This window comes from Planotetraspora thailandica, from assembly GCF_016863335.1.
Lineage (GTDB): Bacteria > Actinomycetota > Actinomycetes > Streptosporangiales > Streptosporangiaceae > Planotetraspora > Planotetraspora thailandica.
The window spans coordinates 46,870-72,812 of record NZ_BOOR01000004.1; the positions used below are offsets into that span (position 1 = coordinate 46,870).

Below are 25,943 nucleotides of genomic sequence, written 5' to 3' on the forward strand. Positions count from 1 at the left end.
GCCGGTGTGACGGCCGGGCGCGCCATCCTCCCTTCAAGATTCACAGCTTGACGATACGTTGATCTCTTTAACGGCCTACTTCACCCCGGTCAGCTTCACCCCTTCGATGAAGACCTTCTGGGCGAAGAAGAAGACGATGATCACGGGTGCCATCGCCAGGATGGTGGCGGCCATGGTGAGGTTCCACTGGGTGCTGTGCTGCGATTTGAAAGCCGCCAGCCCCAGGGACAGGGTCCAATGACTCTGGTCGGTTCCTGCGTACAGGAGGGGGCCGTAGTAGTCGTTCCAGCAGAAGAAGAACTGGAACAGGCCCACTGCGGCGATGGCCGGCCGCGCCATCGGGAGGATCACCCTGATGAGCGTCCGGAACTCGCTGCACCCGTCGACCCTGGCCGCGTCGGAGTACTCCCGCGGGATCGTCACCAGGAACTGGCGCAGCAGGAAGATCGAGAACGCGTCCCCGAGGAGCATCGGGATGATCAGCGGCCACAGCGTGCCGGTCAGGTGGAAGCGCGCCCAGATCAGATAGATGGGCACGGCGACGACCTGGGGCGGCAGCATCATCGTCGTGATGACGAGCAGGAAGGCCAGCTTCCTGCCGCGGAAGCGGAACTTCGCCAGCGCGTACGCCACGGGGATCGACGACACGAGCATGAACACGGTGGCCAGCACCGAGTACATGATCGTGTTGCTGATCCAGGTCAGCAGCGGCGCCTTCTCGAAGATGTCCGCGAAGTTGCTCCAGTTCCAGGTCTGGGGCCACAGCTGCGACGTGAGCGCCTGACGGTTGCTCATGAACGCCGTCAGGATGATGAAGACCAGCGGCCCCAGGAACATGATCGACAAAGCCACGGCGATCGCGTGCTTGGCGATCCAGTAGAGCAGCGCGCGGCCCCGGGGGGAGCGCGTGCTCGCCGCGGGTCGCCGGGCGATCGTCTCGGGAGCGAGCGTCGCGGTCATGCCTCCTCCTCCGAGAAGCCCCGGAACTGCCGCAGCAGGATCAGGGTGAAGATCATCGAGACGGCGAACAGGATCAGCGCGAGGACACAGGCGTACCCCATGGCGAAGTCCCGGAAGCCCTCCTGGAACAGCCATTCGGGGAAGGTCAGCGTCGACCCGTCGGGGTAGCCGGGGGTGAACACCGAGCCCGCCGAGTCGGTGGCGCCCGAGGCGACTCGCGCCGCCACCATCGCCTGGGTGAAGTACTGCAGGGTCTGGATGACCCCGGTCACGGCGGAGAACATCACCACCGGGCGGATGACCGGCAGGGTGATCCGCGTGAACTGCTGCCACGCGCCGGCCCCGTCGAGCGCGGCGGCCTCGTAGAGCTGTTTCGGCACGTCCAGCAGGGCGGCCATGAAGATGACCATCAGGTCGCCCACGGACCACAGCGCGAGCAGGGTGAGGCCCCACTTCGACCACGCGGGGTCGCCGAACCAGTCCGGCGACGGGATGCCGACCGCGCCCAAGATCGCCTGGACCGGGCCGGTGCCGGGGTTGAGCAGGTAGACGAACCCGAGCGTCCCGGCCACCACCGGCACGAGCGACGGCAGGTAGAAGATGGTGCGGAAGACCCCGGCGCCGGCCTTGAGCTTGGTGACCAGCTGGGCCACGCCGAGGCCGAAGAGGACCCGCAGCGGGACCATCACCACGACGAGCCAGAGCGTGTTCTTGATCGAGGTCCAGGCGGCGTCGTCGTGCAGGAAGTACTTCCAGTTGAGCAGGCCCACCGGTTCCAGGGTGAACATGTCGTAGCGCTGGAAGGAGAAGTACACCGTGGAGATCAGCGGATAGATGAAGAAGATCGAGAAGCCGATGATCCACGGGGACAGGTAGAGCAGGGCGCGGAGGTTGGCGCGGCGCCGTTCCCTCCTCTGGAACGGCACCGCCTTCCCGCGTCGCCCGAGCGTCGCAGTTGCCATCGGATCAGCCGCCCGCGGTCAGCTTCAGCTTGTCGTTGATCTTCTTGTCCACGTCGGCGAGCAGGGCGTTCACATCGGGCGCCCGGCCGGCCTCCCACTTGATCTGAGCCTCCTGCAGCGTCTGCTGGTTGAAGGCCGAGTTGATGTGGGCCGGCAGCGTGGTGCTGTTCGGGTTGGCGAAGATGTCGAGGAAGGTCTGGAAGTTCGGGTCCTTCTTCAGGTTGGGCGACTGCAGCGCGGGCAGCGTGCTCGGCACGTTGCGGATCGCGTTGGACAGCGTCACCAGCGCGTCGGTGTCGGTGCTGAGGTACTTGACCAGGTCCCAGGCCGCCTCGGGGTTCTTGGCGCCCCGCGGGATGCCGATGACCGTGCCCGCGATGAAGCCCGCGCCGTACCGCTGCGCCTGGTCGTCGGCGACCGGCATGGGGGCGGTGCCGTAGTCCAGGTCGGGCGCGTCGGCGGCGAGCATGGCGTTGCGCCACTCGCCGTCGATGGCCATCGCGACCTGACCCTTGTTGAACGGGTTGTCGGCCGACCATTCGTCGCCGAAGCTCTTGCGGAACTTCTCGATCTTGTCGTAGCCGTACCAGTCGGTCAGGTCCTTCTGCCAGGTCAGCAGGGACTTCCAGGCGGGGTCGGAGCCGATCGCGGAGGTGCCGTCCGGGTTGGTCCACTTCGCGCCGACCATCACGCCCGTGTGGATGGGCGCGTTCTCGTACATCTGGCTGGTCGGGACGAACCCGGCGACCTTGATGTTGCCGCTGGAGTCCTTGACCGTGAGCTTCTTGGCGAGATCGGCCAGCTCGCTCAGGGTCTTGGGAGGCTGGTTCCCCTTCATCAGCTTCTTGTTGTAGTAGAGGCCGTAGGTGTCGGCCAGCATCGGCAGCACGCACCGCTTACCCGCGTATTGCGTGTATTCGTCGATGACCTTGGGGAAGAGCGTGCTCGGGTTGATCTTGCTGGCGGTCAGGTACGGGTTGAGGTCCTGGAAGATGTTGGCCTTGCAGAACTGGGCCACGCTGTCGGTCGTGAACGACAGGGCCACGTCGGGCGGGTTGCCGCCGCGGACCGACTGGATGATCTGGTCGTCCTGGACGGCCTTGGTGGCGTTGACGGTGATCCAGGGGTACTGCTTCTTGAAGCCTTCGAGGGTGTCCTGGAAGGCCTTGAGCTCGTTGTCGGCGCTGAAACCGTGCCAGAACTCGATCGTGACCGGATCGTGGTTGGTGGAGCTCGCGCCGACGTTCGGCGCGCTCGACTCGGTGCCGGCCGTACAGCCGGTCACCAGGAACAGACCGGCCGCGGCGGACAGGGCCAGCAGTCGTTTCACAGGGGTGCCTCCTATGTGCATGGTGGGTTTCAGGAGGGGACAGAGTTCATGCGGTCGCGCCGGTTGACGGCGCCGAACAGTTCGTCTCGTGCGGCGGCGAGCGCGAGGTCGAGCCCGCCGGCGATGACGGGGTTGCCGTCGACCGAGGAAAGGCGCAACGCCGGCCGGGGGATGGTCAGCGCGTGCAACTCCTGCTCGATGAGCGCGCGCAGGGCCTCCCCGCCGGACAGCAGCACCTCGCCGGACAACACGACGATCTCCGGATCGACGACCGCCGTGATCGCGGCCAGCCCGAGCGCCAGGCGCCGGGCGAGCTCGCGCAACGCCTCGCGTGCGCTGCCGGCCTGCGGGCCTCCGCCGTCGACGGCCTTGATCGCGTTCTGCACGGCAGCGGAGGGCGTCGACCCGCGCAGCCCGTGCGCGCGGAGAAGCTTGAGTACGGCAGGGCCCCCGGAAAGCGCCTGGAACCCGTGATCGGAGCGTTTGCCGACGTCACGGGCGGTCGGTGCGCCGATGACGGGCATGTATCCGATCTCGCCCGCGCCGCCTGTGGCGCCTCTGTGCAGCCTGCCGCCCAGCACCAGGGCCGAGCCGAGGCCTTGGTCGGCCCACAGGAGCACGTAGTCCTGGTGGCCCCTGGCGGCTCCCCGGGTCTGCTCGGCCTGGGCGACCAGGTTCACGTCGTTCTCGATGTCGACCGGCACACCGAGGCCGTCCCTGAGCGTTCCGACCAGGTCAGGGATGTGCCACCCGGGGATGTGCGCGGCATATCCGAGCCTGCCGGTCGAGGGGTCGATCGCGCCGCCGATGCCGATGATGACCCGGCTCAGGCCTGCGGGATCCACCCCGGCGTCCGCGCACGCCCCCGCGAGCGCGGCACGCACCTTCTCGACGACGTCGCCGCCCGCCCTGCCGGGAGTGGCCAGGCGGTGTTCCGCGACGGCGGCTCCGGCGATGTCGGCGACGGTCACGGCGATCCGGGCCGGGGTCACGTCCAGCGCCGCCACATGTGCGGCCCTGGGGTTGATCCGGTACAGCTCGGCCGTACGGCCGGGCAGGCCCTCGCGGATGCCGTCGAGCACGACCAGGCCCGCCTCCTGGAGGCGGGCAAGCAGCTGCGAGGCGGTCGGCTTGGACAGGCCGGTGAGGGCCCCCAGTTCGGGACGGGTGAGCGGGCCGCGCTCCAGCAGGACCATCAGCGCCGCGCGGTCGTTGATGGCGCGGAGGAGGCTGGGCGTCCCGGGGGTCGGCTGGCTCACGTCTCGTCCTTCGAAGGGGGGAGTTAGGAAAGTTTCCTAACTTGGGGAGAGACGGTAAGTAGTTGCCTTTGCGCACGTCAAGTGCCCGAATGCCCCCGAAATCGACCTGTGACCTGATTCACTCCCCATTCGTTGCCCACCCCACCGCGCCCGACCCCACCCCAGCCCCGCGCGCCCCCACCCCCACCGCTACCCCCGCCCCTTGTGCGTGATCATGCAGAAGCTCGCCGATCCCCCGGGTGACCTGCCCCAACCCTGGGTGTGATCATGCAGAAGTTCGGCGGCGGCAATGCGCGACCTGCGCCTTCTCCGTTCGTGATCATGCAGAAATTCGACGATGTGCACCGCCACCTGCGGCGATGCATTTCGTGATCATGCACTGCTTCGCTATTGGCGCCAGGTCCCCTTTGTTCGCCTGTACGGCCCGGCCGATGTGGACTGCTCGGGGGTCTCCCGTTGGCCCGCCACGCCGTCACTGCGCGGGGCCGGGGGGTGCGGAGCCGCTCGTTGTAACTGCATGATCACGAAAACCGTCTGCACAGGTGAACGGCTGTTTTCTCGAACTTCTGCATGATCACGACAAGCGAACGCGCAGGTCGCGCATACCGTCGCCGAACTTCTGCATGATCACACCCAAGGTTGGGACGGGTCACGCGGGGGATCGGCGAACTTCTGCATGATCGCGCCCAGGGTTGGGGCAGGTCACGCCCTATCGTGCTCATGATCACGCGTGAAATGGCATGATCATTCGGCAGGTGGTTGGGGAGGGGACGTAGAATCTGGCGGCCTATGTCTGAGTCAACGGCGGGCGAGCTCGCCCGGGAGCAGAAGTACGTGGCCGCGCTGTACGAGCGCCTCGACGTGCTGCGGGAACGCACGCGCGGGCAGCTCGACGACGTGCTGGCCCAGGGAGCGACGGGTACGCACCAGAACCGGTCGGAGCGCGACTCCTTCGCCGGCATGTACGCCCAGCGGCTGGCGCGGCTGTGGGCGGTCGAGAACAGCCTGTGCTTCGGCCGCCTTGACCACGCCGACGAGACGAGGCTGTACATCGGCCGCCTGGGGTTGTCCGACGACGACCAGCACCGCCTGCTGATCGACTGGCGGGCCCCCGTGGCCCAGCCGTTCTACCGGGCCACCCCCGCCGCCCCGATGGGCGTGACCCGCCGGCGCCACCTGCACACGCGGGGCCGTACGGTCACGGGCGTCGACGACGACCTCCTCGACCTCGACAGCCTGAGCGAGGAGGACAGGGCCTCCCTGAACGGCGAGGCGGCGCTGCTGGCGGCGCTGGACGAGAAGCGCACCGGCCGCATGCGCGACATCGTGGCGACGATCCAGTCCGAGCAGGACAAGATCATCCGTAGTGACCTGAACGGCGTGCTCGTCGTCCAGGGCGGCCCGGGCACCGGCAAGACGGTGGTGGCGTTGCACCGGGCGGCCTATCTCCTTTACACCTACCGGGAGCGCCTGGAGAGGAGAGGAGTCCTGATCATCGGGCCTAACCTCACCTTCCTGCGCTACATCGAGCAGGTGCTGCCCTCGCTGGGCGAGACCGACGTGCTGCTGTCCACGGTGGGGGAACTCTACCCGGGCCTCACGGCGACGCGGCGCGAGGAGCCGGAGGTGGCGGTCGTCAAGGGTGCGGCCCGGATGGCCGAGGTCGTCGCCAGAGCCGTGCGCGACCGGCAGCGGGTGCCGGGCAAGCCCCTGGAGATCCGGCTCGACAAGTTCACGCTCCGGCTCGACCGGCAGACCTTCGACGCCGCGCGATCACGTGCCATGCGGTCGCGCAAACCGCACAACCAGGCGCGGGCGGTTTTCGTCCGGCACCTTCTCAACGTCTTGACCCGGCAGGCCGCCCGTCATCTCGGCCGCGGCATGCTCGACGACGACGACTTCGCCGACCTGCGGGAGGACATCAGGACCGAGGAGCCGGTGCGCGCCGCGCTCAACCGGCTCTGGCCATACCTGACGCCGCAGCAACTGCTCATCGGTCTCTACACGTCCAAGGAGCGCATGGCGGCCGCGGGCCTTTCGCCGCGCGAGCAGGATCTCCTGCTGCGCGAGCCGCCGCGCGCGGGGGAGAGCTGGTGGAGCGAGGCCGACGTGCCGCTGCTGGACGAGGCCGCCGAGTTGCTCGGCGACATCGACGAGGGTGTGCTCCGCGCGGCGCGCCGGGCCGAGGAGGAGCGTGCGGAGCGGATCGCCTACGCCAAGGAGGTCCTGGAGCTGACCGGCATGGCCGACATCATGGACGCCGAGAGGTTCGCGGAGCGGCAGCAGGCCGACGACCTCTACCTGACGACGGCGGAGCGCGCCGCGCGTGACCGCACATGGGCGTTCGGCCATGTGATCGTCGACGAGGCGCAGGAACTGTCGGAGATGGCGTGGCGCACGGTCATGCGCCGCTGCCCGAGCCGGTCGATGACCATCGTCGGCGACATCGCCCAGACGGGCACGGCGGCGGGTGCCGCGAGCTGGGGCCGCATGCTCGGCCCGTACCTCCAGGACCGGTGGCGGGAGGCGGGGCTCACCGTCAACTACCGCACGCCGGCCGAGCTCATGGCCGTCGCGTCGCAGGTCCTCGAGCTGGTGGGGCCGGATCTGAAGGCCCCGGAGTCGGTACGGCAGACCGGTGAGCGGCCGTGGGCTCTCAAAGTCGACGACATGGCCGGCCGGCTGGCCCCGGTTGTCCGGGAAGAGATCGTCGAAGGAGGCCGCCTGGTCGTGATCGTGCCCGCACGCGACGCCGAGCGGCTCGGGGCGGTCATCGCGGCCGAGGTCCCCGGCGCGGCGACGGGCGCGGGCCCCGCCACTCTGGACGCCTCCGTGGCGGTGCTGTCGGTGGCGGACGCCAAGGGCCTGGAGTTCGACTCGGTGATCGTCGTCGAACCGGGCAGGATTTTGACAGAGTCGCCGAGAGGCCCAAGCGATCTTTATGTGGCGCTGACCCGGGCTACGCGGCGGCTTGGCGTGATCCACACCGGAGGACTGCCAGCCGTTTTGACGGGCCTGGATGAGCGGGCCCTGTGATGAGGCTATATCCTCTTTTCGCGCGATGTTGGGGAGATCGCTGGAACGCCCATCATCGATATCGCTCACGTAGCCTGTCCTAGCTGCGAAAACTTGGTATTTCCGCTGATCGGGACACGGTTGACATCTGCGCTGAGGTCGGTAGTTTGCTGCGCAGTCCAGCACGGGACTGACTGGTTGGCCGTCTCAAGACATCACCGGATTCTGCGTCCGTGACGGAGCGTGACTCCGTCTGCACAGCCAGGCGCAGGTCGGCGTTCCGTCGAGTCGGGGCACCCCAACCAGCCGGGGGGTTGGACCCGGGGAGGGGTCCGGGCACCCAGTAGACAACGGAGCTCCGCGCCCGCCGCCGACGGGACGGAAACCGGTCCGAAGGGCCGTCCGGGCCCCCTTCCGCCCCGTGCGCGGTGAACCGGCGCGTGGGGACACGCCAGGTGATCCTTGGGTCCTCCGCGAGGGGCTCAAGGATCACATCGGGGGCCGCCGCGGCTCCCACCCGAATCCTCGGCATTCGCCACCCTAAATTCGCGCCGTCCCCTGGGATCTGGGAAGCTGAGCGGACCACTCGGTCCATGGCGTGATGTCACGCGTGACCGGCGCCGGGAGGGCATGGCACACCCGAGGAGACATCGCCCGTGGCACTCGAAGTCAAAGATGAGACGTCGCCGGCCGCTCCCGTGGAGCATCGCCGGCCGTGGGGGCATCCGCTGCTCCGTCTCGCCGTCTCGGTCGCGGGCGGCCTCGTCCTTTATCTCGCGTTTCCCCCGATCGGCCTGTGGTTCTGCGCGCCGCTGGGTGTCGCGCTGCTCGCCCTCGCCGTGCACGGCACGCGCCTGCGCCGGGCGGCCTGGCTGGGCTTCGCCGGAGGGCTGGCCTTCCTGCTCCCGGCGCTGGCCTGGGTGCGTCCCATCGGCGACGACGCCTGGACGGCCCTGGTCGCGATTGAGAGCCTGTTCTGGGCCGCGCTGGCCTGTCTGACCGTACTGGTGATGCGCCTGCGCCTGTGGCCGTTGTGGCTCGCGTGCCTGTGGGTCGCACAGGAGTGGGCGCGGGGCACCTTCCCGATCGGCGGCTTCCCTTGGGTACGGCTGGCCTTCAGCCAGGGACAGTCGCCGTTCACGCCCTTCGCCTCCCTCGGGGGCGCGCCCTTCGTCGGCTTCATGGTCGCTCTGTCGGGTGCGCTGCTGTGTTACGTGGTCATCCGGCTCGCGCAGGGGGCGCGGTGGAACCGCGTGGTCGCCGTGGCGCTGGCCGGCGCGATAGCGGTCCCCCTGCTGGGCTTCGCGGTGCCGCGGCCGGGCGACGAGGGCAAGACGGTGAGCATCGGCATCATCCAGGGCAACGTGCCCGGCCGGGGGATGGACTTCCTCGGCAACCAGCCGTCCGTCGTGTTGCAGAACCACGCCGACGAGACGCACAAGATGGCCGAGGCCGTGCGGGCGGGCAAGCTGGCCAAGCCGGACATCGTCGTGTGGCCGGAGAACTCGACCGACCTCGACCCGTACCAGAGCGAGTTCGCCCGCGAGGTCATCGACTCGGCGGCCAAGGACATCGGGGTGCCCATCCTCGTCGGCGCGGTCGTGAACGTCGGGGACGCGAACCGGGCGACGCGCGGCCTGGTGTGGGACCCGGTCACCGGCCCCGGCGCCTACTACGACAAGCGCAAGCTGGTGCCGTTCGGGGAGTACACCCCGTTCAAGAGCATCGTGCTGGCCCTGTCGAAGCGGGCGAACCTGGTCGGCCGTCAGTCGGTCGCCGGGAACGTCCCGGGCGCGCTGAAGATCGGGCCGGTGACCATCGGTGCGGTCGAGTGTTATGAGGTGGCCTTCGACGGCGTCGTCAGGGACGCCGTCGACGCGGGGGGAACGCCGCTGGTCGTGCAGACCAACAACGCGACCTACGCCCTGACCAACCTGCCGCCACAGCAGCTCGCCATGTCGCAGCTGCGTGCGGTCGAATTCAACCGTGCCGTCGTCACCGCTGCCACAACCGGCATATCCGCATACGTCGCACCGACTGGCAAGGTGGAGTGGCGGACCGGCGAGCTCGTCCCGGGAATGAATGTCGTAAAGGTTCCCGTACGGACGGGAAACACCTTGGCAAGCAAGGTAGGCGCGATTCCGGAGTGGATTTTGATACTGATGGGGGCCGGAGCGGTGGCGATGGCGATCTACGCGGCGCGGAGGCAGAGCTGATGGAGCGGACCCCCGGTCGCGTGCTCGTGATCGTCCCCACCTACAACGAGCGCGAGAACCTTCCGCTGATCACCCGCCGGCTGCGTGAGGCCCTGCCGGACGTGCACCTCCTGGTCGCCGACGACAACAGCCCGGACGGCACCGGCGAGATCGCCGACAAGCTGGCCGAGCAGGACGACCACGTCCACGTCATGCACCGGCCGGGCAAGCAGGGGCTCGGCTCGGCCTATCTCGCCGGTTTCCGGTGGGGGCTGGCCGAGGGCTACGACGTTCTGGTCGAGATGGACGCCGACGGCTCCCACCAGCCGGAGGAACTGCACAAGCTGCTCGACCGGATCGCCCGCGGAGCCGACCTGGCGATCGGCTCCCGTTGGGTGAAGGGGGGCAAGGTCGTCAACTGGCCCGCGTCCCGTGAGATCCTCTCCCGCGGCGCGAACATCTACGTGCGCCGGGTGCTGGGCATCCCGGTCCGCGACGCGACGGCCGGCTACCGCGCCTACCGGGCCGCCACCCTCGGGAAGATCGGCATCGACCACGTCGCGTCCCAGGGGTACTGCTTCCAGGTGGACCTCACCTTGCGGACGGTGCGGGAGGACCTGCGGATCGTCGAGGTGCCGATCACGTTCGTGGAGCGGCAGATCGGTGCGAGCAAGATGAGCCGCGCCATCATCCTGGAGGCCTTCTGGCGGGTCGCGCTGTGGGGCGTTCAGGGGTTCCCGGAGCGGCTGCGCCGCCGCCGCAGGCGCTAGGAACCCGAGCCGCCGTGCGAGCGTTGACTGATTTGTACGGCTGCCGCGTGAGTGAGGCGAGTGATGCTGCGTATCGGGCTGTTCCTGGCCTTCCTGGTCGTCCCCGTCCTGGAGATCTGGGTGCTGATCCAGATCGGGTCGGTGATCGGCGGGTGGCAGACGGTGGCGCTGCTGATCGCCGACAGCGTCCTCGGGGCGTGGCTGGTGCGCCGTGAGGGCAGGCGCGCGTGGGCGGCGCTGCAGAGCGCCGTGCAGTCGGGCCGGATGCCGGATCGTGAACTCGCCGACGGCGGCATGGTCGTCGCCGGCGGGGCGCTGCTGCTGACCCCGGGATTCCTGACCGACGTCGTGGGCTTCGTCCTCATCCTGCCGTTCACCCGGCCGCTGGCCCGGCGCGTCCTGGCGTGGTTCCTGCGCCGCCGGGTCCAGGTGCTGGCCGCCCGCTCGCCCTACGGGCCGCTCTTTCAACCGGGGTCTCAGGACCCCGGCCGCGGCAAGGTCGTGCACGGCGAAGTTGTCGACGATCAGGTGATCGACGGGGAGGTCGTGGAGCGGCGTCCCCGGGACGTGTGAACCCGCGCAGGCGGGAGAAAAACGGGCGGGAGAAAAAGACGACGCCCCCGGCGGCTCGGGCCGCCGGGGGCGTCGTTCGTGTTGTCGTCTACGCGCTCTTGCGTCGCTGAGCCCGGAGGATCGCGAGGCGCTCGTTGAGCACCTCTTCCAGGTCCTCGATCGTGCGGCGCTCCAGCAGCATGTCCCAGTGCGTACGCGGCGCCTTGGACTTCTTCTGCTGGGGCTGCTCGGCGTCGACCCTCAGAGCGGGGGCGCCGCAGCTGCGGCACTCCCAGTTCGTCGGGATCTCGGCCTCGGCGGCGAGGGGCACGGTGGTGTGATGACCCTTGGGGCAGGTGTAAGACACCTCCTGGCGCGGAGCCAGATCGGTGTTGCGGTCGTTCTCGTAGCTGGTCGCCCCGAGCCGGGTACCGCGAAGTGCACGCTCGCCCATGTTCTAAGCCTCCTGAGGTCCCCGCCGGAGAGGGGTTTGTCTCCACCGCGTACAACGCTTGATACCGTGTGTGGATTCCCAGGAGAGGCGTGATCCAATCGCGCTTTTTCCGGCTCTCCCGTCTCAGAGGCGTGCTGGCACCTCATTGCCCGCTTGACGGATGGCCTTGGGCAGGTTTACGGCCAGCAGCATCAGGAAGCCGGCCACGAAGAAGACGACGAGCGAGACGATCGCGATCCGGTAGCTGTTGGTGAACTGCACGGCCAGCGTGATCGTCAGTGAGCCGATGAAGGCCGATCCCTTGTCGCTGATCTGCAGGAGGCTGAAATACTCCGCCTCCCTGCCGCTCGGGATGACCTGCGAATACAGCGAGCGCGACAACGCCTGCGTGCCGCCCAGCACGATCGCGATCGCGAAGGCCAGGGCGAAGAACTGCCCGGCGGCGCCCTCCTGGAGGAACACCGCGACCACGACGATCGCGATCCAGACGACCAGGCTGGCCAGGACGACCCGCTTGGTGCCTAACCGGCGGGCGAGCACGCCGAGCAGCAATGCGCCGCCGAACGCGACGATCTGGACCATCAAGATGGCGATGATCTGTGTTGTCTGGCCGAGTTTGAGGGCCTCGGAGGCGTAGACGGCCGAGTTGCCGATCACGGTCTGCACGCCGTCGTTGTAGATCAGGTAGGCGACGAGGAAGAGCAGCGTGCCGGGGTAGCGGCGCAGCTCGCTGATCGTACGGCCCAGCTGGCGGAAGCTCCCGCCGACCGAGCCCAGCGCGGTCGTCTCGTGCGCGGGCACCGGCCGGTTGCGCAGGGCGAGCAACGGGATGATCGTGAAGATGGCCCACCACAGGCCCGCCGACATCATGCAGATCCGTACGGCCATGCCCTCGGCGACCCCGAAGGAGTCGTGGCGGACATAGAGCACCAGGTTCAGCGCGAGCAGCAGGAATCCGCCGAAGTAGCCGATGGCCCACCCGCGTGAGGAGACCGCGTCCCGTTCGTCGGGGGTGGAGATCTGCGGCAGGAAGGAGTCGTAGACGACCACGGAGGCGCCGTAGGAGACGTTGGCCACGATGAACAGGACGCCGCCGAGCACGTAGCGGTCGCCTTCGAGGAAGAACAGACCCATGGTCGCCAGTGCGCCGAAATAGGCGAACCCGCCGAGCAACTCCCGCTTGCGCCCGGTGTGGTCGGCCAGCGCGCCGACGACCGGGAGCAGGAGAATCTGCACCAGGGTGGAGACGGTGAGGATCAGCCCGAAGTAGGCGGCGGGCCTGATGTCGGCGCCGAGCACGTCGACGTAGCCGAGCCGGCCGGTCACGAGGGTGTCGAAGTCGGAGACGCACCTGTCGACCGGCACCGAGGGGAAGTCGGACTCGCAGGCGGCGGTCTTGGCGATCGGGATCAGGTAGGGCCCGAGGAAGACCGAGATGACCGTGGTGTAGAAGGCGGAGTTCGCCCAGTCGTACCAGTACCAGCCACGCCTCTCGCGCCTGCGCGCCTCAGGGGTCTCCCGCTGGATGACCTGGGGGGAGGTCAATGGTCTCTCCTCGCCTTGTCGCGGCTAGCCGTTGGCCGTGCCGGGGTGCCACTGCCCGCGCCTGCCGAGCACGTCGCGCAGGCCGGTGATGTTGTCGGTCATGATCCCGTCGACGCCGAGGTCGAGCAGGTTCTCCATCGTCACGGGGTCGTCGATCGTCCAGACGTGCACCTGCATGCCGATGGCGTGAGCCGTACGGATGAAGGGACGCGTGGTGACGCGCAGCCCGCGAAAACCTATGGGGACCTGGGCGCAGGGGACGCCGGCGCGGGCCAGGCCCGCGAGCAGTCTGCCGTACCCGCCGCTGATCGCGGCGGTGCGCAGGGCGGCGATGCCGCGCGGGCCGAGCGCCGAGCAGATCTCGCGGCCGACGGCTCTGCGGGCCCCGGCGAGCCGGAGGTCGGAGAAGGAGGTGAGGCAGATCCGGTCGTAGGCGTTGGTCCTGCGGATCACGCGGGCCAGCGGCCCGATGGCCGTGCTCTCCTTGACGTCGATGTTGACCCGGACGTCCGGCCATGCGCCGAGCAGGTCCTCGATGAGGGGGATCTCGTCGACGCCGCCGATGCGGGCCTTGCCGACCTCGCGGTAGGGGAGCTGCGAGATCCGCCCGGTGCGGTCGGTGACCCGGTCGAGGGTGTGGTCGTGGAAGGCCAGCAGCACGCCGTCGGAGGTTGCGTGGGCGTCGGTCTCCAGGTAGGTGTAGCCCAGCTCGACCGCCCGGGAGAAGGCGGCCATGGTGTTCTCCCGGCCCTCGGCCGCTCCGCCGCGGTGCGCGAACGCGAGCGGTCCTGGGTGGTCGAGGAACGGGAAGCGGTGCTGCACGAGGAGGAGTATGCCGGTTACGGAGGCGGACCGTCAGCGAGCGTAGATGAACATTTGCGTCACGACTCGTCCATTGACGCCCATTCCTGGCGTCTGGTCTCGGCGACGACGATCGCGGCGGCCACCGACACGTTGAACGAGCCGACCCTGCCGACCTGCGGGATGTAGACGACGGCGTCGGCCGCCTCCAGCGCGGCGGGGGAGCAGCCGTGGTCCTCGCTGCCGACCAGCAGGCAGACGTCGCCGGTGAGCCGCGCCTCGTGCAGCGGGACGGCGTCCGCGGTCAGCTCGACTGCGACGACGGTGAACCCCTGCTGCTTGGCCGCCTTGACGGCTTCGGTGACGGGGACCGGCTCGTGCCATTCGACCAGCCGGTCGGTGCCGAGGGCGGTCTTCTGCACCCGGGGGTTGCTGGGCGGGGTGGCGTTGCCGGCCAGCCGTACGGTGTCGACGCCGAAGGCGGCGGCCGTGCGGAAGATCGAGCCGACGTTGAACGGGCTGGTCACCGACTCCAGGATCAGCGCGAGCCTGCCCTCGGTGTTGCGGCGCCAGGTGCGGTTGAGCCGCTTGACGTCGGTCGGCCGCAGCTGCCTGCGCGGGTTGGGGGTGGTCATCGTGCGTCCACTTTCAGGATTCGGTAGGCGGCGCGGGATGCGAGCCGGGTGGCCGGCAGGCCCTGGTCGTTCAGCCAGCGCTGCAGGGAGTCGGAGCCGAGGTGCTTCTGGACGACCAGGTAGGCCGATCCGCCGGGGGCGAGCCGGGTCAGCCACCGGCTGAGCATCTCGTGGAGTGCGGTCTTGCCGATGCGGATCGCCGGGTTGGACCAGATGGCAGAGAAGCGCACGTCGCCGGGCACATCGTCGACGTGAACCGGCCTTACTTTGTCAAGGCCGGCGCTCTTGGCGTTGCGCTCGCACAACTCGATCGAGCGGCGGTTGACGTCGACGGCCCAGACGGTCGCCCGCGGCGCCCGGGTGGCCATGGTCAACGCGATCGGTCCGTATCCGCAGCCGAGGTCGAGCAGGTCGCCCTCGGCCGGAGGGGCGGGCACGGTCTCCAGCAGCACCCGGGTGCCGGCGTCGACGTGGTCGGGGGAGAACACGCCCCGGTCGGTCTCCAGGCGCAGGTGCAGATCCGGGAGGACCAGGGCGACCACGCCGGGACGGCTGGCCGCCTGAGGGCTGTCCTCGAAGTAATGTGCCACGTGCCCAAACGTACCAACGCCTGAGTGTGGTGATCACCGTCCACAGGTTTTCCACAGACGTGTGGACAACCTGTGGACGGAGGTCAGGGGATGCGCGAGCCCAGGAGCATCGCCGACGCCGCGACCAGCAGCCCCATGACGACCGCGCCGATGAGGAACCACTGCGTGATCTCCTGATGGACGACCCGGTAGCCGAGGGATGTGCCGATCTGGGCGTAGACGTCCCGCAGTTCGCTGCCCGACTCCGCCTCGTAGGCCCGGCCTCCGGTGCCGTCCGACAACGACTTCAGCGTGGTCTTGTTCACCGGCACCTGGACGGGCCGGTTGTCGATGTTCACCGTGCCGTCCGGCGTGCCGTACGCGATGGTCGAGATCGGCACCCTGGCGCCCACGGCCGCCTCGATGGCCTCGTTGACCGACCTGCCGGAGGTGTTGTCGCCGTCGGACAGCAGCACGACCGCCGAGGGCGGCGGATCGGTGACGGCCCGCTGGTCGAAGGACCGGATCGAGTCGAGCGAGTTGAACACGGCCTCGCCGATCGCCGTGCCCGGCCTGGTGGACAGGTTGGAGATCGCCGTGGTGACCGCGACGTGGTCGGTCGTCGGAGAGATGACCACGGCCGCCGAGCGGGCGAAGGCGACCACGCCGACGTTGAACCGCTCGGGCAGGTCGTTGACGAACTGCTGGGCCGCCTGCTTGGCCGCGATCAGGCGGGTGGGCGGCACGTCGGCCGACTCCATCGACAACGACACGTCGACCGCGATCATGATCGTCGCTCGGTCGCGCGGCACCCGGACGGCGTCGGCAGGCCGCGCGGCGCCGAACACGAGCAGGATCATCATGACCAGGAACAACGCCGCGGGAATGTGCCGCCGCCACGCGGGACGTTCAGGCACGACCAGCGACAGCAGCGCCAGATTGGTGAAGCGCACGGTGTAACGGCGGCGGGTGAACTGCACCGCGACATAACCGGCGACCAGCGCCACGACCAGCGTGAACAGCCACAACCAGCCCGGTGACATGAAGATCACTTTGCCGCCCCTCTGGAAGCCATGCGCCGCATCAGATGTGAGGTGCGCCGCTGGCGGAGCACGAACTGGGCCAGGTCGTACACCCAGTCACGGTCGGTGCGCAGGATCAGGTGCGCCGCGCCGCTGCGGCGCAGGGCGATCCTGTTCGACTCGCGCTGGGCCGCCGCCGCCCGGGCATACCGCTCGCGCACCTCGCGCGACAGCCGGATGTCGCGGGTGCGCCCCGTCTCGGGGTCGGTGAGCGTGACCAGGCCGACGTCGGGCAGGTCCAGTTCGCGCGGGTCGACGATCTCCACGGCCAGCACCTGGTGGCGTGAGGCGAGCCGCCGCAGGGCGGGCTCCCAGACGTAGGGGTCGTCGATGAAGTCGGAGACCACCACCCGCAGCCCGCGCCGCCGGTGCGCGGCGGCCATCATCTCGATCGCCGGGCCGAGCTCGACCGAGCCGGTGGACGGCGGGGCGTTGATTAGCGACTGGAGCAGGCCGTAGAGCGGCGGCCGGCCAGGGCGGGCCGGATAACGGTGGACGTCCTCCCCGTGCAGGATGTACGCGCCGAAACGGTCGCCGACCCGGCTGGCCAGGAACCCGATGGCGCCCAGCGCCGCGATGACCAGATCACGCTTGGACACGTCGGCGGTGCCGAACTCCATGCTGGCCGACAGGTCGGCCAGCGCCCACGTCTCCAGCTCCCGGTCGGCGACGAGGTCGCGCACGTGCGGGGTGGTCGTGCGCGCGGTGACGGCCCAGTCCATGCGACGCACGTCGTCCTCACCCGGCACGTAGACCCGCGTGTCTCCGAGCTCGCTGCCCGGCCCCGGGATGAGCCCCTGGTGGGCGCCGTGGAGCAGCCCGTCGAGGCGTCGCACCACGGTGAGCTCCAGGCGCCGCAGCGCGTGTTCCGGCGTGCCGCCGCTCACCGGGGCCCCTGGTTGTTCCACACGACCAGGGGCGGCGGCACGGCCTGCAGGATGTGCCTGACGACGTTCTCCGCCTCGACCTCGTCGGCCAGCGCGTCGAAGGTGAGCATCAACCGGTGCGACATCACGTCGACGGCCACGTCGCGCACGTCGTCGGGCAGCAGGTAGTCGCGTCCCCGCAGCAGCGCCAGCGCGCGACCGGCCGCGACCAGCCCGAGCGTCGCCCGCGGGCTGACGCCGATCTCGATCGTCTCCTCCAGGTCGCGCAGGCCGTACTCGGCGGGGTTGCGCGTGGCCATGACCAGCCGTACGACGTAGTCGGCGACGAGCTGGTGGACGGACACGGTCTCGGCCCTTTCCTGCAGCCGCAGGAGCCGCACGGGGTCGAGCACGGGCCGGGGCACCGGAGGGCGCACGCTCATGCGCTGGAGGATCTCCAGCTCCTCGTGTGCGCTGGGGTGGGCCACCCGGATTTTGAACAGGAAGCGGTCGCGCTGCACCTCGGGCAGCGGGTAGACGCCTTCGGACTCGATGGGGTTCTGCGTCGCCAGCACGATGAACGGCTTCGGGAGCGGATGCGTGCGCCCGGCGAGGGTGACCTGGCGCTCGGCCATGACCTCGAGCAGCGCCGACTGCACCTTGGCGGGGGCGCGGTTGATCTCGTCGGCGAGCAGGAAGTTGACGAACACCGGGCCGAGCTCGACGTCGAACCGTTCGGAGCTGGGGTGATAGACCCGGGTGCCGACGATGTCGCTCGGCACGAGGTCGGGGGTGAACTGGATGCGGGCGAAGGTGCCGCCGACCACGGTGGCCAGGGTGGAGGCGGCCAGGGTCTTGGCCACGCCGGGCACACCTTCGAGAAGGCAGTGCCCGCGGGCCAGCAGGGCCACGAGGAGCCGCTCGACCATGTGGTCCTGGCCCACGATCACCCGCCGGACCTCGTCGAGGGCCTCGTGGAGAAGCCCCAGCTCGCCGCCCGCCGTTCCGGCGTCCGGCTGGGCCGCCACCGCCTTGCCCGGCTCCGGGTCACTGAGTTCATCGGCAACGCTCATGCACGTTATTCAATCGTGACTCGGCGGGAGAATCCATTTCTCTCCGGAGCCTCACCCCAAATCCGGGGATCGGGTGCGTAAGGCCATGGATGCCTTCCCTGCGGCGGCCTCACGCGGCGGGCAGTACGCCGAGGGTGTGCAGCAGGGTTCTGGTGAGGGGGATGCGCTGGTCGGCGTCCCGGTTGCCGGCCTTGATGTCGATGTTCAGAGCGAAGGCGTACACGTGTCCGCCGCGCTCCACCCAACCGACCCACCAGCCCACGGCGGGCCGGACGGCGTCTCCCCAGCCGGTCTTGGCGTACAACGTGTAGCCGTTCTTCTGCTCGATCTTGAGCAGATCCCGGGTGGTCCGCATGGCCTCCGGCGAGGCGGGGAGCAGGTCCTGGGCGAGCCGGCTGAGGAAGCCGACCTGCTCGGCGGCGGAGATGCGCAGAGATCCGTCCAGCCAGAATTGCTGGACGGACGGACCCATGCGCCTGTTGCCGTAGTCCAGCCGGTCGAGCCACTGCTTCTCCCGTTTCGGGCCGATACGGCGGGCGAGCGTCTGGAAGACGGCCACGTTGGACACCCGGACGGCGTCGCGCAGGTTCATGTCGTGTTCCCACTCCTTGATCCGCTGCGGCTTGCCGCCGTATGGGATCACCTCGTCGGCGTCGGCCGCTGCGCCGGTCTCCAGCGCGATCAGGCTGTGAGCGACCTTGAATGTGGAGGCCGGGAGCATGCGCCGCTCCGCGCGTCGCCGATCGACGACCGTCATCCGGCCTCCCTCCACGTCGAGCAGCGCGAACGTCCCCTCGACGCCCGCCTTGCGGAAGAGTGACCGCAGGTCGTCGCGGACGACGACCTGCGGCTCGGGGTCCGGTTGAGCCGTCACGCCAGGGGCGTCCGCCTGGGGCGTGGGGCTTGCGACGCCCGACGCCGTACGCTCCTCGGCGGTTCCGGGAGCGGTGCGCGGCGACGTCGCCGCGCAGCCCGCTCCGCCGGCCAGCGTGGAGATTGTCAGGGCGGCGGCGCCGAGAGCTGTTCGGCGGAGAAAGGGGGACGGATGCCGGTGAATGTGTTGATTCATCTCTTCTCGGGGGTTGAGGTGAACTCGTCTCGCCGGTGAGCCTAGATCCCGTGGCCGTTCTGAGGCCGCCGATCGACTGGCCGAACTCCCCGCGGCGGCCTTGATGAACTCTTCTCCCCGATTTGCCCGTCCGCGCGTGGAGCGACGTTCCCGACGGGCCCGTGTGTTTTCATGTGGGTGATGGCCACTCCTCTGCAGTACGGCGACCCGCCCCGTCTGGGGCCCTTCGTGTTGCAGGCGCGTCTGGGCACGGCGCCGGCCGGGCTCGTCTACCTCGGGCAGGCGCCGGACGGCCGTGCGGTCTCGGTGGCCGTGCTCACCAGCGGGGCGGCGCTCGACGCCGCGGCCAGGGACCGGTTCGTCACCGCCATCAGGGATGCCGAGCAGCAGCGCGGCGGGTTCTTCGGCTGGGGATCCTCACTGCTCCACCGGGTGCGCGGGAGGGTCGTCGTCGACGCCCCTCCGGTTCTGGCGTTGCACGACGGGCGCGCGCCGTGGGTGGCCGTGCCGTACGTGCCTGGCGGGCCCGGCGCGGAACGCTTCCTCGAGCCGGTCATGGTGTCGGGCACGCTCATCGGCGAGCGGCTCGGGCCGGAGTTCGTGCCGCACTGGCTGGGCGACCGCAACCCGGCGCTTCCCGCTCCGCCTCCGCCCGCGCCTCCGCCGCTGGGCACGCGCCGCTCTGTGGTGCTGGCCTCGGCGCTGCTGGCCACGCTGACCCTGTTGCTCCTGGTCATGGCATGGCTGCTGGCGTTCCGCGAGGACGACGAGCAGACGCCGGCGCGGCCGCTTCCTGCCACCAACTTCGTGCCGACGCCGCCCCCCGTGCCGACGTCGCCGGAACCGCGCGAACCGTCGCCGTCCCCCTCGCCGTCCGGCGGGGGGTCGGGAAGCGGGACGCCGATGCCGCCGTTCGGTGAGGACCCCAACGGAGCCATCTGACGCACAATGCGGTGACTTTCCGCATTTGCCGGGCCGATACCCTCGGCGTTGCCAATCGTGACTTCGAGGGGACGCACCACATGCATGCCGGGGACATCGTGCTCCTGCTCGTCGCCGCGCTGGCCGCCGGCTGGGTGGACGCCGTGGTGGGAGGCGGAGGCCTGCTGCAGCTTCCCGTGCTGATCCTGGCCGGGCTGTCGCCCGTGCAGGCGCTGGCGACCAACAAGTCGGCCGCCATCTTCGGCACCGCCTCCGCCGCGGTCACGTATGTGCGGGGCACCAAGCTCGACAAGGGCGTGGCCGTACCGGCGGGAGCCTTGGCCGTGCTGTTCGCGGGGATCGGGGCGGCGTCGGCCGCGTTGCTGGACGCGTCGGTCCTCAACCCGCTGGTGATGGTGGTGCTGCTCGGAGTCGCCGCATTCGTCACGTTGCGGCCCGCGTTCGGGCGGACGCCGCAGCCGCATCTGCGCACCCGGGGCCGGGTCGTTGCGGGCGTGGCGGTCGCGGGGGTGGGGATCGCGTTCTACGACGGCATCCTCGGCCCGGGGACGGGCACGTTCCTGCTCATCGCGTTCACCTCGCTGCTCGGCATGGACTTCGTGAACGCCTCGGCCACGGCCAAGGTGATCAACACGGGGACGAACCTGGGTGCGCTGATCGTGTTCGGCGTCCAGGGGCACGTGTGGTGGGCGCTCGGGCTCAGCATGGCCGTGTGCAACATCGCCGGCGCCCAGCTCGGTGTGCGGATGGCACTGAAACGGGGCGCCGGGTTCGTGCGGATCGTGTTGCTGTGCGTGGTGGTGGCGCTGGTCGCCAAGCTCGGTTACGGGCAGTTCGGCTGAGCTTCCTCCCGCACGGCCGTCGTCGCCTCGTGCGTGCGCGGCCGTACGGCGGGAGCGGCGAGCGCGACCAGCAGGGCCAGCAGCGCGGGCAGCAACAGCGCACGGGGGAGCGTGACCAGTTCCGCCAGGCCGCCGATGAGGACCGGGCCGGTGAGCAGCCCGGTGTAGCCGAGGCTCGCCACGACGGCCAGCGCGCGTCCGGACTGCGCGGGGTCGCGATGGCCCGCGGCGGAGAAGACCTGCGGAATGATGCAGGAAAGGCCCGCGCCGAACAGCCCGAACCCGATGACGCCCGCCACGGGCGCGCCGATCAGGAGGTTGACGGCCAGCCCGGCGGCGGCAAGACCTCCGCAGCAGCGGACGAGGGTGACCGGGCCGAACCGGGCGGCGAGCCGGTCGCCGGCCACCCGCCCGGCGGTCATCATGATCGAGAAGGCGGCGTAGGCGGCCGCGGCGAACCCGGCGGAGGAGCCGAGGTTGTCGCGGAGGTAGACCGAGCTCCAGTCGGCCGAGGCGCCCTCGCCGACCAGGCAGCAGAAGGCGAGGATGCCGAGGAACAGGGCGCCTTGGGGGAGCTTGCGGGTGCGTTGCGCAGTGGTCTGTGGTCGGTGCGCCTCGCGGGGGTCGCGCATGGTCCAGTGTGCCGACAGCAGTGAGATTGCCAGGATGACCGCGCCGGCCGCGGCGAACGTGACGGCGGGGCCGACCGCGAAGTGGGCGAACAGGCCGCCGATCGCCGACCCGGCGAAACCGCCGAGGCTGAAGACGGCGTGGAAGCCGGACATGATCGGCCTGCCGTACGCGCGCTCGACCGTGACCGCGTTGGCGTTCATCGCGACGTCGAGCGTGCCGTGGACGGCGCCGAACAGGAACAGGGCCAGCGCGAGCGTGACCAGATTGGGCGCGAACGCGGGGATCACCAGGACGATTCCCTGCGCGATGCCCATCGGGATCATGATGCGGTCGCTGCCGTAGGTGTCGACGAGGCGGCCGACGACCTGCATGCCGGTGATGGCGCCCGCGGCGATGCCGAGCAGGGCCAGGCTCAGGAGGCCGTCGGTGAGTCCGAGGCTTTCCTTGAGGGCGGGGATGCGGGCCGTCCAGGTGCCGAGGGCCATGCCGGACAGGAGGAACATGCCGAAGACGGCGAGACGTGCATGGCGCAGGGACGGCGGGGCGGGGGCGAGTGTCGCCATGGGGCGGGCTCCAAGCGAGAGTGCATGATCACGCGGCGGGCTCGTGCAGGTAGGCGGGGATGTCCGCGAACTTCTGCATGATCACGGAGGGCAGCGGTGCAGGTGGGCGGGCGTTTCGGCGAACTTCTGCATGATCACGAACAAGGGGGGCGGGCGAGGTTCTGCATGATCGCGCGGAGGGGTCAGCGGGTGGTGCGGACGGTCACACCTGCGGCGGTCAGGGCGTCGAACTGGTCGCGGGGGATGCCGTCGTCGGTGACGACCATGTCGAGGCGGTCGAGCGCGCAGACCGCGCCGAAGGCGGTGCGGGTGAACTTGCCGGAGTCGCAGGCCACCACGACCCTCCGGGCGGAGGCGATGGCCGCCTGCTTGATGGCGACCTCCGGCAGGTCGTGGGCGGTCAGGCCGTGCTCGGCGGAAAGGCCGCAGCAGCCGATGACGGCGGTGTCGAAACGCAGCGCCCTGATGGAGGTCTCGGTGAGCGGGCCGACGAAGTTCATCTCCCCTTGCCGCACCTCGCCTCCAGGTAGGACGAGGCGGATCCTGGGGGCGCCCGCCAGTTCCTGCGCCGCCTGAAGGGCCAGCGGGAGCACGGTCAGGCGGCGGTCGCGCACCGCCCGGGCGACTTCCAGGGCGGTCGTGCCGCCGTCGAGCAGGACGGCCTCGCCGTCGGCGAGCAGGCTTGCCACCTCGGCGCCGATGCGCTGCTTGGCCTCGACCGCTTCACGCTCGCGAACGCCGAAAGGCGGTTCCTCGCCGCGCAGCAGCAGGCTGATGGCCCCGCCGCGCACGCGCCGCACGACGCCTTGCTGGGCGAGTTCGTCGAGGTCGCGGCGGATGGTCATCTCCGAGACGCCGTGCAGGGAGGCGAGCTCGGTCACCGAGACGCTGTCGGACGACCTGAGCTCGTTCATGATGGCGCGGATTCTGTCGGCACTTTCCACGCGTTCATTTGAACACGGCAGATGTGCGATAGCAAATAAATCTACAATGTAAAGGTGGCAGACTGGTTCGCATGCGCGCGAGCCGGTTGTTATCCCTCCTCCTGCTCCTGCAGACCCGCGGCAGGATGACGGCACCCGAGCTGGCCGCCGAGCTCGAGGTGTCGGTCCGCACCGTCTATCGCGACGTGGAGGCGTTGTCGGCGGCCGGCGTGCCGGTGTACGCCGACCGGGGGCCGCTGGGCGGATACCGGCTGCTGGACGGCTACCGCACCCGGCTGAACGGGCTCACCGCCGAGGAGGCGTCCGCGCTGTTCCTCGCCGGGCTGCCCGGGCCCGCCGCCGAGCTGGGCCGCGCCGACCTGGCGGCGGCCGCCGAGCTGAAGGTGCTCGCCGCGCTTCCCCCCGACTCGCGCTCGCAGGCGGCCCGCATGCGTGAACGGTTCCACCTCGACGTGCCCGGGTGGTACCGGGGGAGTGACGAGGCGCCGTTCCTCATGGACGTGGCCGCGGCGGTGTGGGACGAACGCGTCGTACGGCTGCGCTACCGCCGGTGGGGTCCGGCGGAGGTGGATCGGATCGTGCACCCGTACGGACTCATCCTGAAGGGGGGCTCGTGGTATCTGGCGGCGGCGTGCGACGGCTCCGTCAGGACCTACCGGGTGGGCCGCATCATCGAGGCCGAGGTGCTGGAGGAGAGGTTCGAACGCGACCCCGGCTTCGACCTGGCCGCGTTCTGGCAGACGTTCGCCGCCGGCTTCGCCGCGCGCATGTACAAGGCCGAAGCCGTCGTACGGGTCTCGCCGGGAATCGAGGACCTGCTGCGCTACACCATGGGCGCCGACGTGACCGACAAGGCGCTGGCCGACGGGGTGGCCGGCGCGGACGGGTGGACGACCATCCGCCTGCCGATCGAGTCGGTCACCCATGGCAGGTGGCAGCTCCTGCGGCTGGGGGCGTCGGTGGAGGTGATGGGGCCGCCCGAGTTGCGGGCGCTCATGGCCGAGGCCGTCGCCGAGCTGTCGGGCATGTACGGGACTCCTCCGGAATGCTGACGTCCTGATTTACTTTGTACAGGCGGGGGCTTGTTGCGACGTAATCGCCGATCACAGCAAACAAACCCTCACCTGTCCGAGACCGCGGCTCTCGCCCGGGCCGCCTCCACACCGTCGAGGAGCAGGTCCAACCCCTCGGCGAAGGCGTCGTCCGCCTCCATTTCGAAGCGCTCGGGGGACGTGTCGCCGCTCTGCCCGGAGCGGCTGAGCCGTACGGAGTGGGGGAACCGTTCGGCGAAGTCGGGGGCGACGGCGGCCAGCAGCGCGGCGCGGCCGGACCACCACTCCTGGTCGGTCGTGCCGGTGGCTTCCGCGGCCTGACGCGACTCGGCGGCGGTCTGGGCGGTGCCGCGTATGAAGTGGAACAACGCGCTGACCACGCTGCGCAGGGTGGGGGCGGGCAGTCTGGCCTCGTCGAGCAGACGCAGCACCGTCTCCAGGACGGCCTGTTCATGGGGGCCGAGCACCGGGCGGGCGTAGGAGACCTGCAACACCCAGGGGTGGCGCAGGTAGAAGGCGCGCAGCCGGTAAGCCCATGAGGTGATCGCCGCCCGCCATCCGCCGGCCGGGTCGTGGCCGGAGTCGAGCTCGGCGTGGGCCGTGTCGTACATGAGGTCGAGCAGTTCGCCCTTGCCGGGGATGTAGGTGTACAGGGCCATGGAGGAGCGGCCGAGCCGTTCGCCGACCGATCGCATGGACAGGGCGGTGATGCCGCCCTCGTCGGCGATCTGGATGGCCGTGCGCACGATCACGTCCACGCTCAACCCCTGTTTGGGCCCGGGTCTGGCTGCCGCCTTCGGTCCTGGGGCGGGGTGTTCGCCGTCGTGCTCGGGTGAGGCCCACAGCAGGGTCATCACGCGTGCAGCGTCACCTTGTCCCGCGAAGACGTTCACCGGTCATCTCCTTACGGCATAAGCTATTGTCCGGACCCAATTGCCTTACAGTGTACGGAGATCTGCATGGTGTCAGCGAAACTACACGACGGAAGCACGATCGACCTCGAGATCGACGGTACGGGCCCCACCGTGCTGCTCCCGGTCGACTCCCGGCCCGCCGAAGGCACGAAAGCCGACGAGCTGCGCCGATGGGGGATGGATCCGGCGCTCGGCCGATCCCTCATCGAGGGCCTGCGCGACGCGTATCAGGTGGTCGCGTTCCCCTACGAGGCCCACGTCTTCGCCGTTCCCAAGCCCGGCACGCTGACCCCGGAGAACGTGGTTCACGACCTGCTGGCCGTCGCCGACGCCGTCGGCGCCGAACGTTTCGCCTACTACGGGTATTCGTGGCTGGCTCTGAGCGGGCTGCAACTGGCGATCCGCACCGACCGGCTGTCCGCCCTGGTCATGGGCGGGTTCCCGCCCGTCGGCGGGCCCTACGCCCAGATGCTGGCCGTCACGAAGGCGACCTACGAGCTGGCGGCGTCCGGGAGCGGGGGCGGCGAGACCACGCGGGCGGCGGGAGAGGAGGTCGACTGGTCGACGGTGGAGGTGACGCTGACCGAGCCGCAGACCCGGCAGTTCGTCACCCTGTACGAGGCGCTGCAGGGCTTCGACGACCGCGCCGTCCAGGGGCGGATCACCTGCCCGCGGCTGTGCTTCGTCGGCTCCGCCGACGAGATCTCCTACGGCGAGCGCTGGGGAGGCGTGGACGTCAGCATGGCGGGCTCGGTCACGAGCGGCCGCGCCGAGCTGGAGTCGCTGGGCTGGGAGGTGCGGGTGCTGGACGGGCTCGACCACACCCTGGCGATGCAGCCCGCCAACGTGCTTCCCGTGCTGCGGCCGTGGCTGGACGCGGTGCTGGGGGGCCGGTGACCGGGTGGGCGGGGTGGCC

Annotated in this window: 24 protein-coding genes; 8 read left to right on the forward strand and 16 right to left on the reverse strand. The window is 69.7% G+C overall.

From position 1 onward, the window contains the following. Positions 1-75: 75 nt before the first annotated feature. From Pth03_RS01105 to Pth03_RS01120, 4 genes are read right to left on the reverse strand one after another with little or no spacing between them, the layout of a single operon-like run. Positions 76-960: a carbohydrate ABC transporter permease gene (locus tag Pth03_RS01105; RefSeq protein WP_203942162.1), complete on the reverse strand. Its 885-nt coding sequence runs from the start codon at positions 958-960 to the stop codon at positions 76-78. Then, positions 957-1,922, reverse strand: a complete 966-nt coding sequence (locus tag Pth03_RS01110) for a carbohydrate ABC transporter permease (protein ID WP_203942163.1) — start codon at positions 1,920-1,922, stop codon at positions 957-959. The genes Pth03_RS01105 and Pth03_RS01110 overlap by 4 nt, the downstream gene beginning before the upstream one ends. 4 nt (positions 1,923-1,926) lie before the next feature. Then, positions 1,927-3,252 carry an extracellular solute-binding protein gene (locus tag Pth03_RS01115; protein WP_239118676.1) on the reverse strand — a complete coding sequence of 442 codons (1,326 nt, stop codon included), beginning with the start codon at positions 3,250-3,252 and terminating at the stop codon, positions 1,927-1,929. 29 nt (positions 3,253-3,281) lie between these two features. Beyond that, positions 3,282-4,511, reverse strand: a complete 1,230-nt coding sequence (locus Pth03_RS01120; RefSeq protein WP_203942165.1) for an ROK family transcriptional regulator — start codon at positions 4,509-4,511, stop codon at positions 3,282-3,284. 789 nt (positions 4,512-5,300) lie between these two features. Here Pth03_RS01120 and Pth03_RS01125 point away from each other — a divergent pair. The 4 genes from Pth03_RS01125 to Pth03_RS01140 all read left to right on the forward strand — a co-directional run bounded on the left by Pth03_RS01125 (position 5,301) and on the right by Pth03_RS01140 (position 11,064). Beyond that, positions 5,301-7,547 carry a HelD family protein gene (locus tag Pth03_RS01125; protein WP_203942166.1) on the forward strand — a complete coding sequence of 749 codons (2,247 nt, stop codon included), beginning with the start codon at positions 5,301-5,303 and terminating at the stop codon, positions 7,545-7,547. A gap of 635 nt (positions 7,548-8,182) precedes the next feature. Further along, positions 8,183-9,742, forward strand: coding sequence for an apolipoprotein N-acyltransferase (gene lnt, locus Pth03_RS01130; protein ID WP_203942167.1), 1,560 nt, complete (start codon positions 8,183-8,185; stop codon positions 9,740-9,742). After that, the gene (locus tag Pth03_RS01135; protein ID WP_203942168.1) at positions 9,742-10,491 is read left to right on the forward strand and encodes a polyprenol monophosphomannose synthase; all 750 of its coding nucleotides are present in this window, start codon (positions 9,742-9,744) and stop codon (positions 10,489-10,491) included. The genes lnt and Pth03_RS01135 overlap by 1 nt, the downstream gene beginning before the upstream one ends. Before the next feature lie 63 nt (positions 10,492-10,554). Next, complete coding sequence (locus Pth03_RS01140; protein WP_239118677.1) at positions 10,555-11,064, forward strand: FxsA family protein; 510 nt, start codon at positions 10,555-10,557, stop codon at positions 11,062-11,064. Between the two features lie 88 nt (positions 11,065-11,152). On the opposite strand, the gene Pth03_RS01145 is transcribed toward Pth03_RS01140, so the two are convergent. The 9 genes from Pth03_RS01145 to blaOXA form a co-directional block, all read right to left on the reverse strand. Continuing rightward, the gene (locus Pth03_RS01145; protein WP_203942169.1) at positions 11,153-11,497 is read right to left on the reverse strand and encodes an RNA polymerase-binding protein RbpA; all 345 of its coding nucleotides are present in this window, start codon (positions 11,495-11,497) and stop codon (positions 11,153-11,155) included. A 123-nt stretch (positions 11,498-11,620) separates the two neighbouring features. Continuing rightward, positions 11,621-13,042, reverse strand: coding sequence for an MFS transporter (locus Pth03_RS01150; protein ID WP_203942170.1), 1,422 nt, complete (start codon positions 13,040-13,042; stop codon positions 11,621-11,623). A gap of 24 nt (positions 13,043-13,066) precedes the next feature. Further along, positions 13,067-13,864 carry a glycerophosphodiester phosphodiesterase family protein gene (locus Pth03_RS01155; protein ID WP_203942171.1) on the reverse strand — a complete coding sequence of 266 codons (798 nt, stop codon included), beginning with the start codon at positions 13,862-13,864 and terminating at the stop codon, positions 13,067-13,069. Positions 13,865-13,923: 59 nt separating this feature from the next. After that, positions 13,924-14,478: a TrmH family RNA methyltransferase gene (locus Pth03_RS01160; RefSeq protein ID WP_203942172.1), complete on the reverse strand. Its 555-nt coding sequence runs from the start codon at positions 14,476-14,478 to the stop codon at positions 13,924-13,926. Further along, complete coding sequence (locus tag Pth03_RS01165) at positions 14,475-15,068, reverse strand: class I SAM-dependent methyltransferase (protein WP_203942173.1); 594 nt, start codon at positions 15,066-15,068, stop codon at positions 14,475-14,477. The genes Pth03_RS01160 and Pth03_RS01165 overlap by 4 nt, the downstream gene beginning before the upstream one ends. A gap of 83 nt (positions 15,069-15,151) precedes the next feature. Further along, entirely contained in the window at positions 15,152-16,099 is a 948-nt protein-coding gene (locus Pth03_RS01170; protein WP_203942174.1) for a VWA domain-containing protein, read from the reverse strand. Then, the gene (locus Pth03_RS01175) at positions 16,096-17,016 is read right to left on the reverse strand and encodes a DUF58 domain-containing protein (protein ID WP_203942175.1); all 921 of its coding nucleotides are present in this window, start codon (positions 17,014-17,016) and stop codon (positions 16,096-16,098) included. Before Pth03_RS01175 ends, Pth03_RS01170 begins: the two co-directional genes overlap by 4 nt. Next, positions 17,013-18,068: an AAA family ATPase gene (locus tag Pth03_RS01180; RefSeq protein ID WP_203942176.1), complete on the reverse strand. Its 1,056-nt coding sequence runs from the start codon at positions 18,066-18,068 to the stop codon at positions 17,013-17,015. The genes Pth03_RS01175 and Pth03_RS01180 overlap by 4 nt, the downstream gene beginning before the upstream one ends. 109 nt (positions 18,069-18,177) lie before the next feature. Next, a complete protein-coding gene (gene blaOXA, locus Pth03_RS01185; protein ID WP_203942177.1) occupies positions 18,178-19,137 on the reverse strand; it encodes a class D beta-lactamase in 960 nt (319 codons plus the stop codon). Between the two features lie 180 nt (positions 19,138-19,317). Between blaOXA and Pth03_RS01190 the strand changes: the two genes are divergently transcribed. Together Pth03_RS01190 and Pth03_RS01195 are read left to right on the forward strand one after the other, a co-directional pair. Beyond that, positions 19,318-20,079: a hypothetical protein gene (locus Pth03_RS01190; RefSeq protein WP_239118678.1), complete on the forward strand. Its 762-nt coding sequence runs from the start codon at positions 19,318-19,320 to the stop codon at positions 20,077-20,079. Positions 20,080-20,159: 80 nt separating this feature from the next. Further along, positions 20,160-20,921, forward strand: a complete 762-nt coding sequence (locus tag Pth03_RS01195) for a sulfite exporter TauE/SafE family protein (RefSeq protein ID WP_203942179.1) — start codon at positions 20,160-20,162, stop codon at positions 20,919-20,921. Here Pth03_RS01195 and Pth03_RS01200 read toward each other — a convergent pair. Both Pth03_RS01200 and Pth03_RS01205 read right to left on the reverse strand, forming a co-directional pair. Continuing rightward, positions 20,903-22,117 carry an MFS transporter gene (locus Pth03_RS01200; RefSeq protein ID WP_203942180.1) on the reverse strand — a complete coding sequence of 405 codons (1,215 nt, stop codon included), beginning with the start codon at positions 22,115-22,117 and terminating at the stop codon, positions 20,903-20,905. The genes Pth03_RS01195 and Pth03_RS01200 overlap by 19 nt on opposite strands. Before the next feature lie 182 nt (positions 22,118-22,299). Further along, on the reverse strand, positions 22,300-23,061 hold the full coding sequence (locus Pth03_RS01205) for a DeoR/GlpR family DNA-binding transcription regulator (RefSeq protein WP_275413004.1): 762 nt from the start codon (positions 23,059-23,061) through the stop codon (positions 22,300-22,302). Between the two features lie 71 nt (positions 23,062-23,132). On the opposite strand from Pth03_RS01205, the gene Pth03_RS01210 reads away from it, so the two are divergent. Next, entirely contained in the window at positions 23,133-24,113 is a 981-nt protein-coding gene (locus Pth03_RS01210; protein WP_203942182.1) for a helix-turn-helix transcriptional regulator, read from the forward strand. A 68-nt stretch (positions 24,114-24,181) separates the two neighbouring features. Here the strand turns inward: Pth03_RS01210 and Pth03_RS01215 are convergent, their stop codons facing one another. Further along, complete coding sequence (locus tag Pth03_RS01215) at positions 24,182-25,006, reverse strand: TetR/AcrR family transcriptional regulator (RefSeq protein WP_203942183.1); 825 nt, start codon at positions 25,004-25,006, stop codon at positions 24,182-24,184. Positions 25,007-25,072: 66 nt separating this feature from the next. Between Pth03_RS01215 and Pth03_RS01220 the strand changes: the two genes are divergently transcribed. Continuing rightward, positions 25,073-25,924, forward strand: coding sequence for an alpha/beta fold hydrolase (locus tag Pth03_RS01220; RefSeq protein WP_203942184.1), 852 nt, complete (start codon positions 25,073-25,075; stop codon positions 25,922-25,924). Positions 25,925-25,943 lie beyond the last annotated feature (19 nt).

Bases quoted from the DNA above. Each gene is read 5' to 3' on its own strand.
- Pth03_RS01160 (WP_203942172.1), bottom strand. From the start codon at position 14,478: ATGACCACCCCCAACCCGCGCAGGCAGCTGCGGCCGACCGACGTCAAG.
- Pth03_RS01110 (WP_203942163.1), bottom strand. From the start codon at position 1,922: ATGGCAACTGCGACGCTCGGGCGACGCGGGAAGGCGGTGCCGTTCCAG.
- Pth03_RS01135 (WP_203942168.1), top strand. From the start codon at position 9,742: ATGGAGCGGACCCCCGGTCGCGTGCTCGTGATCGTCCCCACCTACAAC.
- Pth03_RS01190 (WP_239118678.1), top strand. From the start codon at position 19,318: ATGGCCACTCCTCTGCAGTACGGCGACCCGCCCCGTCTGGGGCCCTTC.
- Pth03_RS01125 (WP_203942166.1), top strand. From the start codon at position 5,301: ATGTCTGAGTCAACGGCGGGCGAGCTCGCCCGGGAGCAGAAGTACGTG.
- Pth03_RS01140 (WP_239118677.1), top strand. From the start codon at position 10,555: ATGCTGCGTATCGGGCTGTTCCTGGCCTTCCTGGTCGTCCCCGTCCTG.
- Pth03_RS01220 (WP_203942184.1), top strand. From the start codon at position 25,073: ATGGTGTCAGCGAAACTACACGACGGAAGCACGATCGACCTCGAGATC.
- Pth03_RS01210 (WP_203942182.1), top strand. From the start codon at position 23,133: ATGCGCGCGAGCCGGTTGTTATCCCTCCTCCTGCTCCTGCAGACCCGC.
- Pth03_RS01195 (WP_203942179.1), top strand. From the start codon at position 20,160: ATGCATGCCGGGGACATCGTGCTCCTGCTCGTCGCCGCGCTGGCCGCC.
- Pth03_RS01105 (WP_203942162.1), bottom strand. From the start codon at position 960: ATGACCGCGACGCTCGCTCCCGAGACGATCGCCCGGCGACCCGCGGCG.
- Pth03_RS01200 (WP_203942180.1), bottom strand. From the start codon at position 22,117: ATGGCGACACTCGCCCCCGCCCCGCCGTCCCTGCGCCATGCACGTCTC.
- Pth03_RS01145 (WP_203942169.1), bottom strand. From the start codon at position 11,497: ATGGGCGAGCGTGCACTTCGCGGTACCCGGCTCGGGGCGACCAGCTAC.
- Pth03_RS01180 (WP_203942176.1), bottom strand. From the start codon at position 18,068: ATGAGCGTTGCCGATGAACTCAGTGACCCGGAGCCGGGCAAGGCGGTG.
- blaOXA (WP_203942177.1), bottom strand. From the start codon at position 19,137: ATGAATCAACACATTCACCGGCATCCGTCCCCCTTTCTCCGCCGAACA.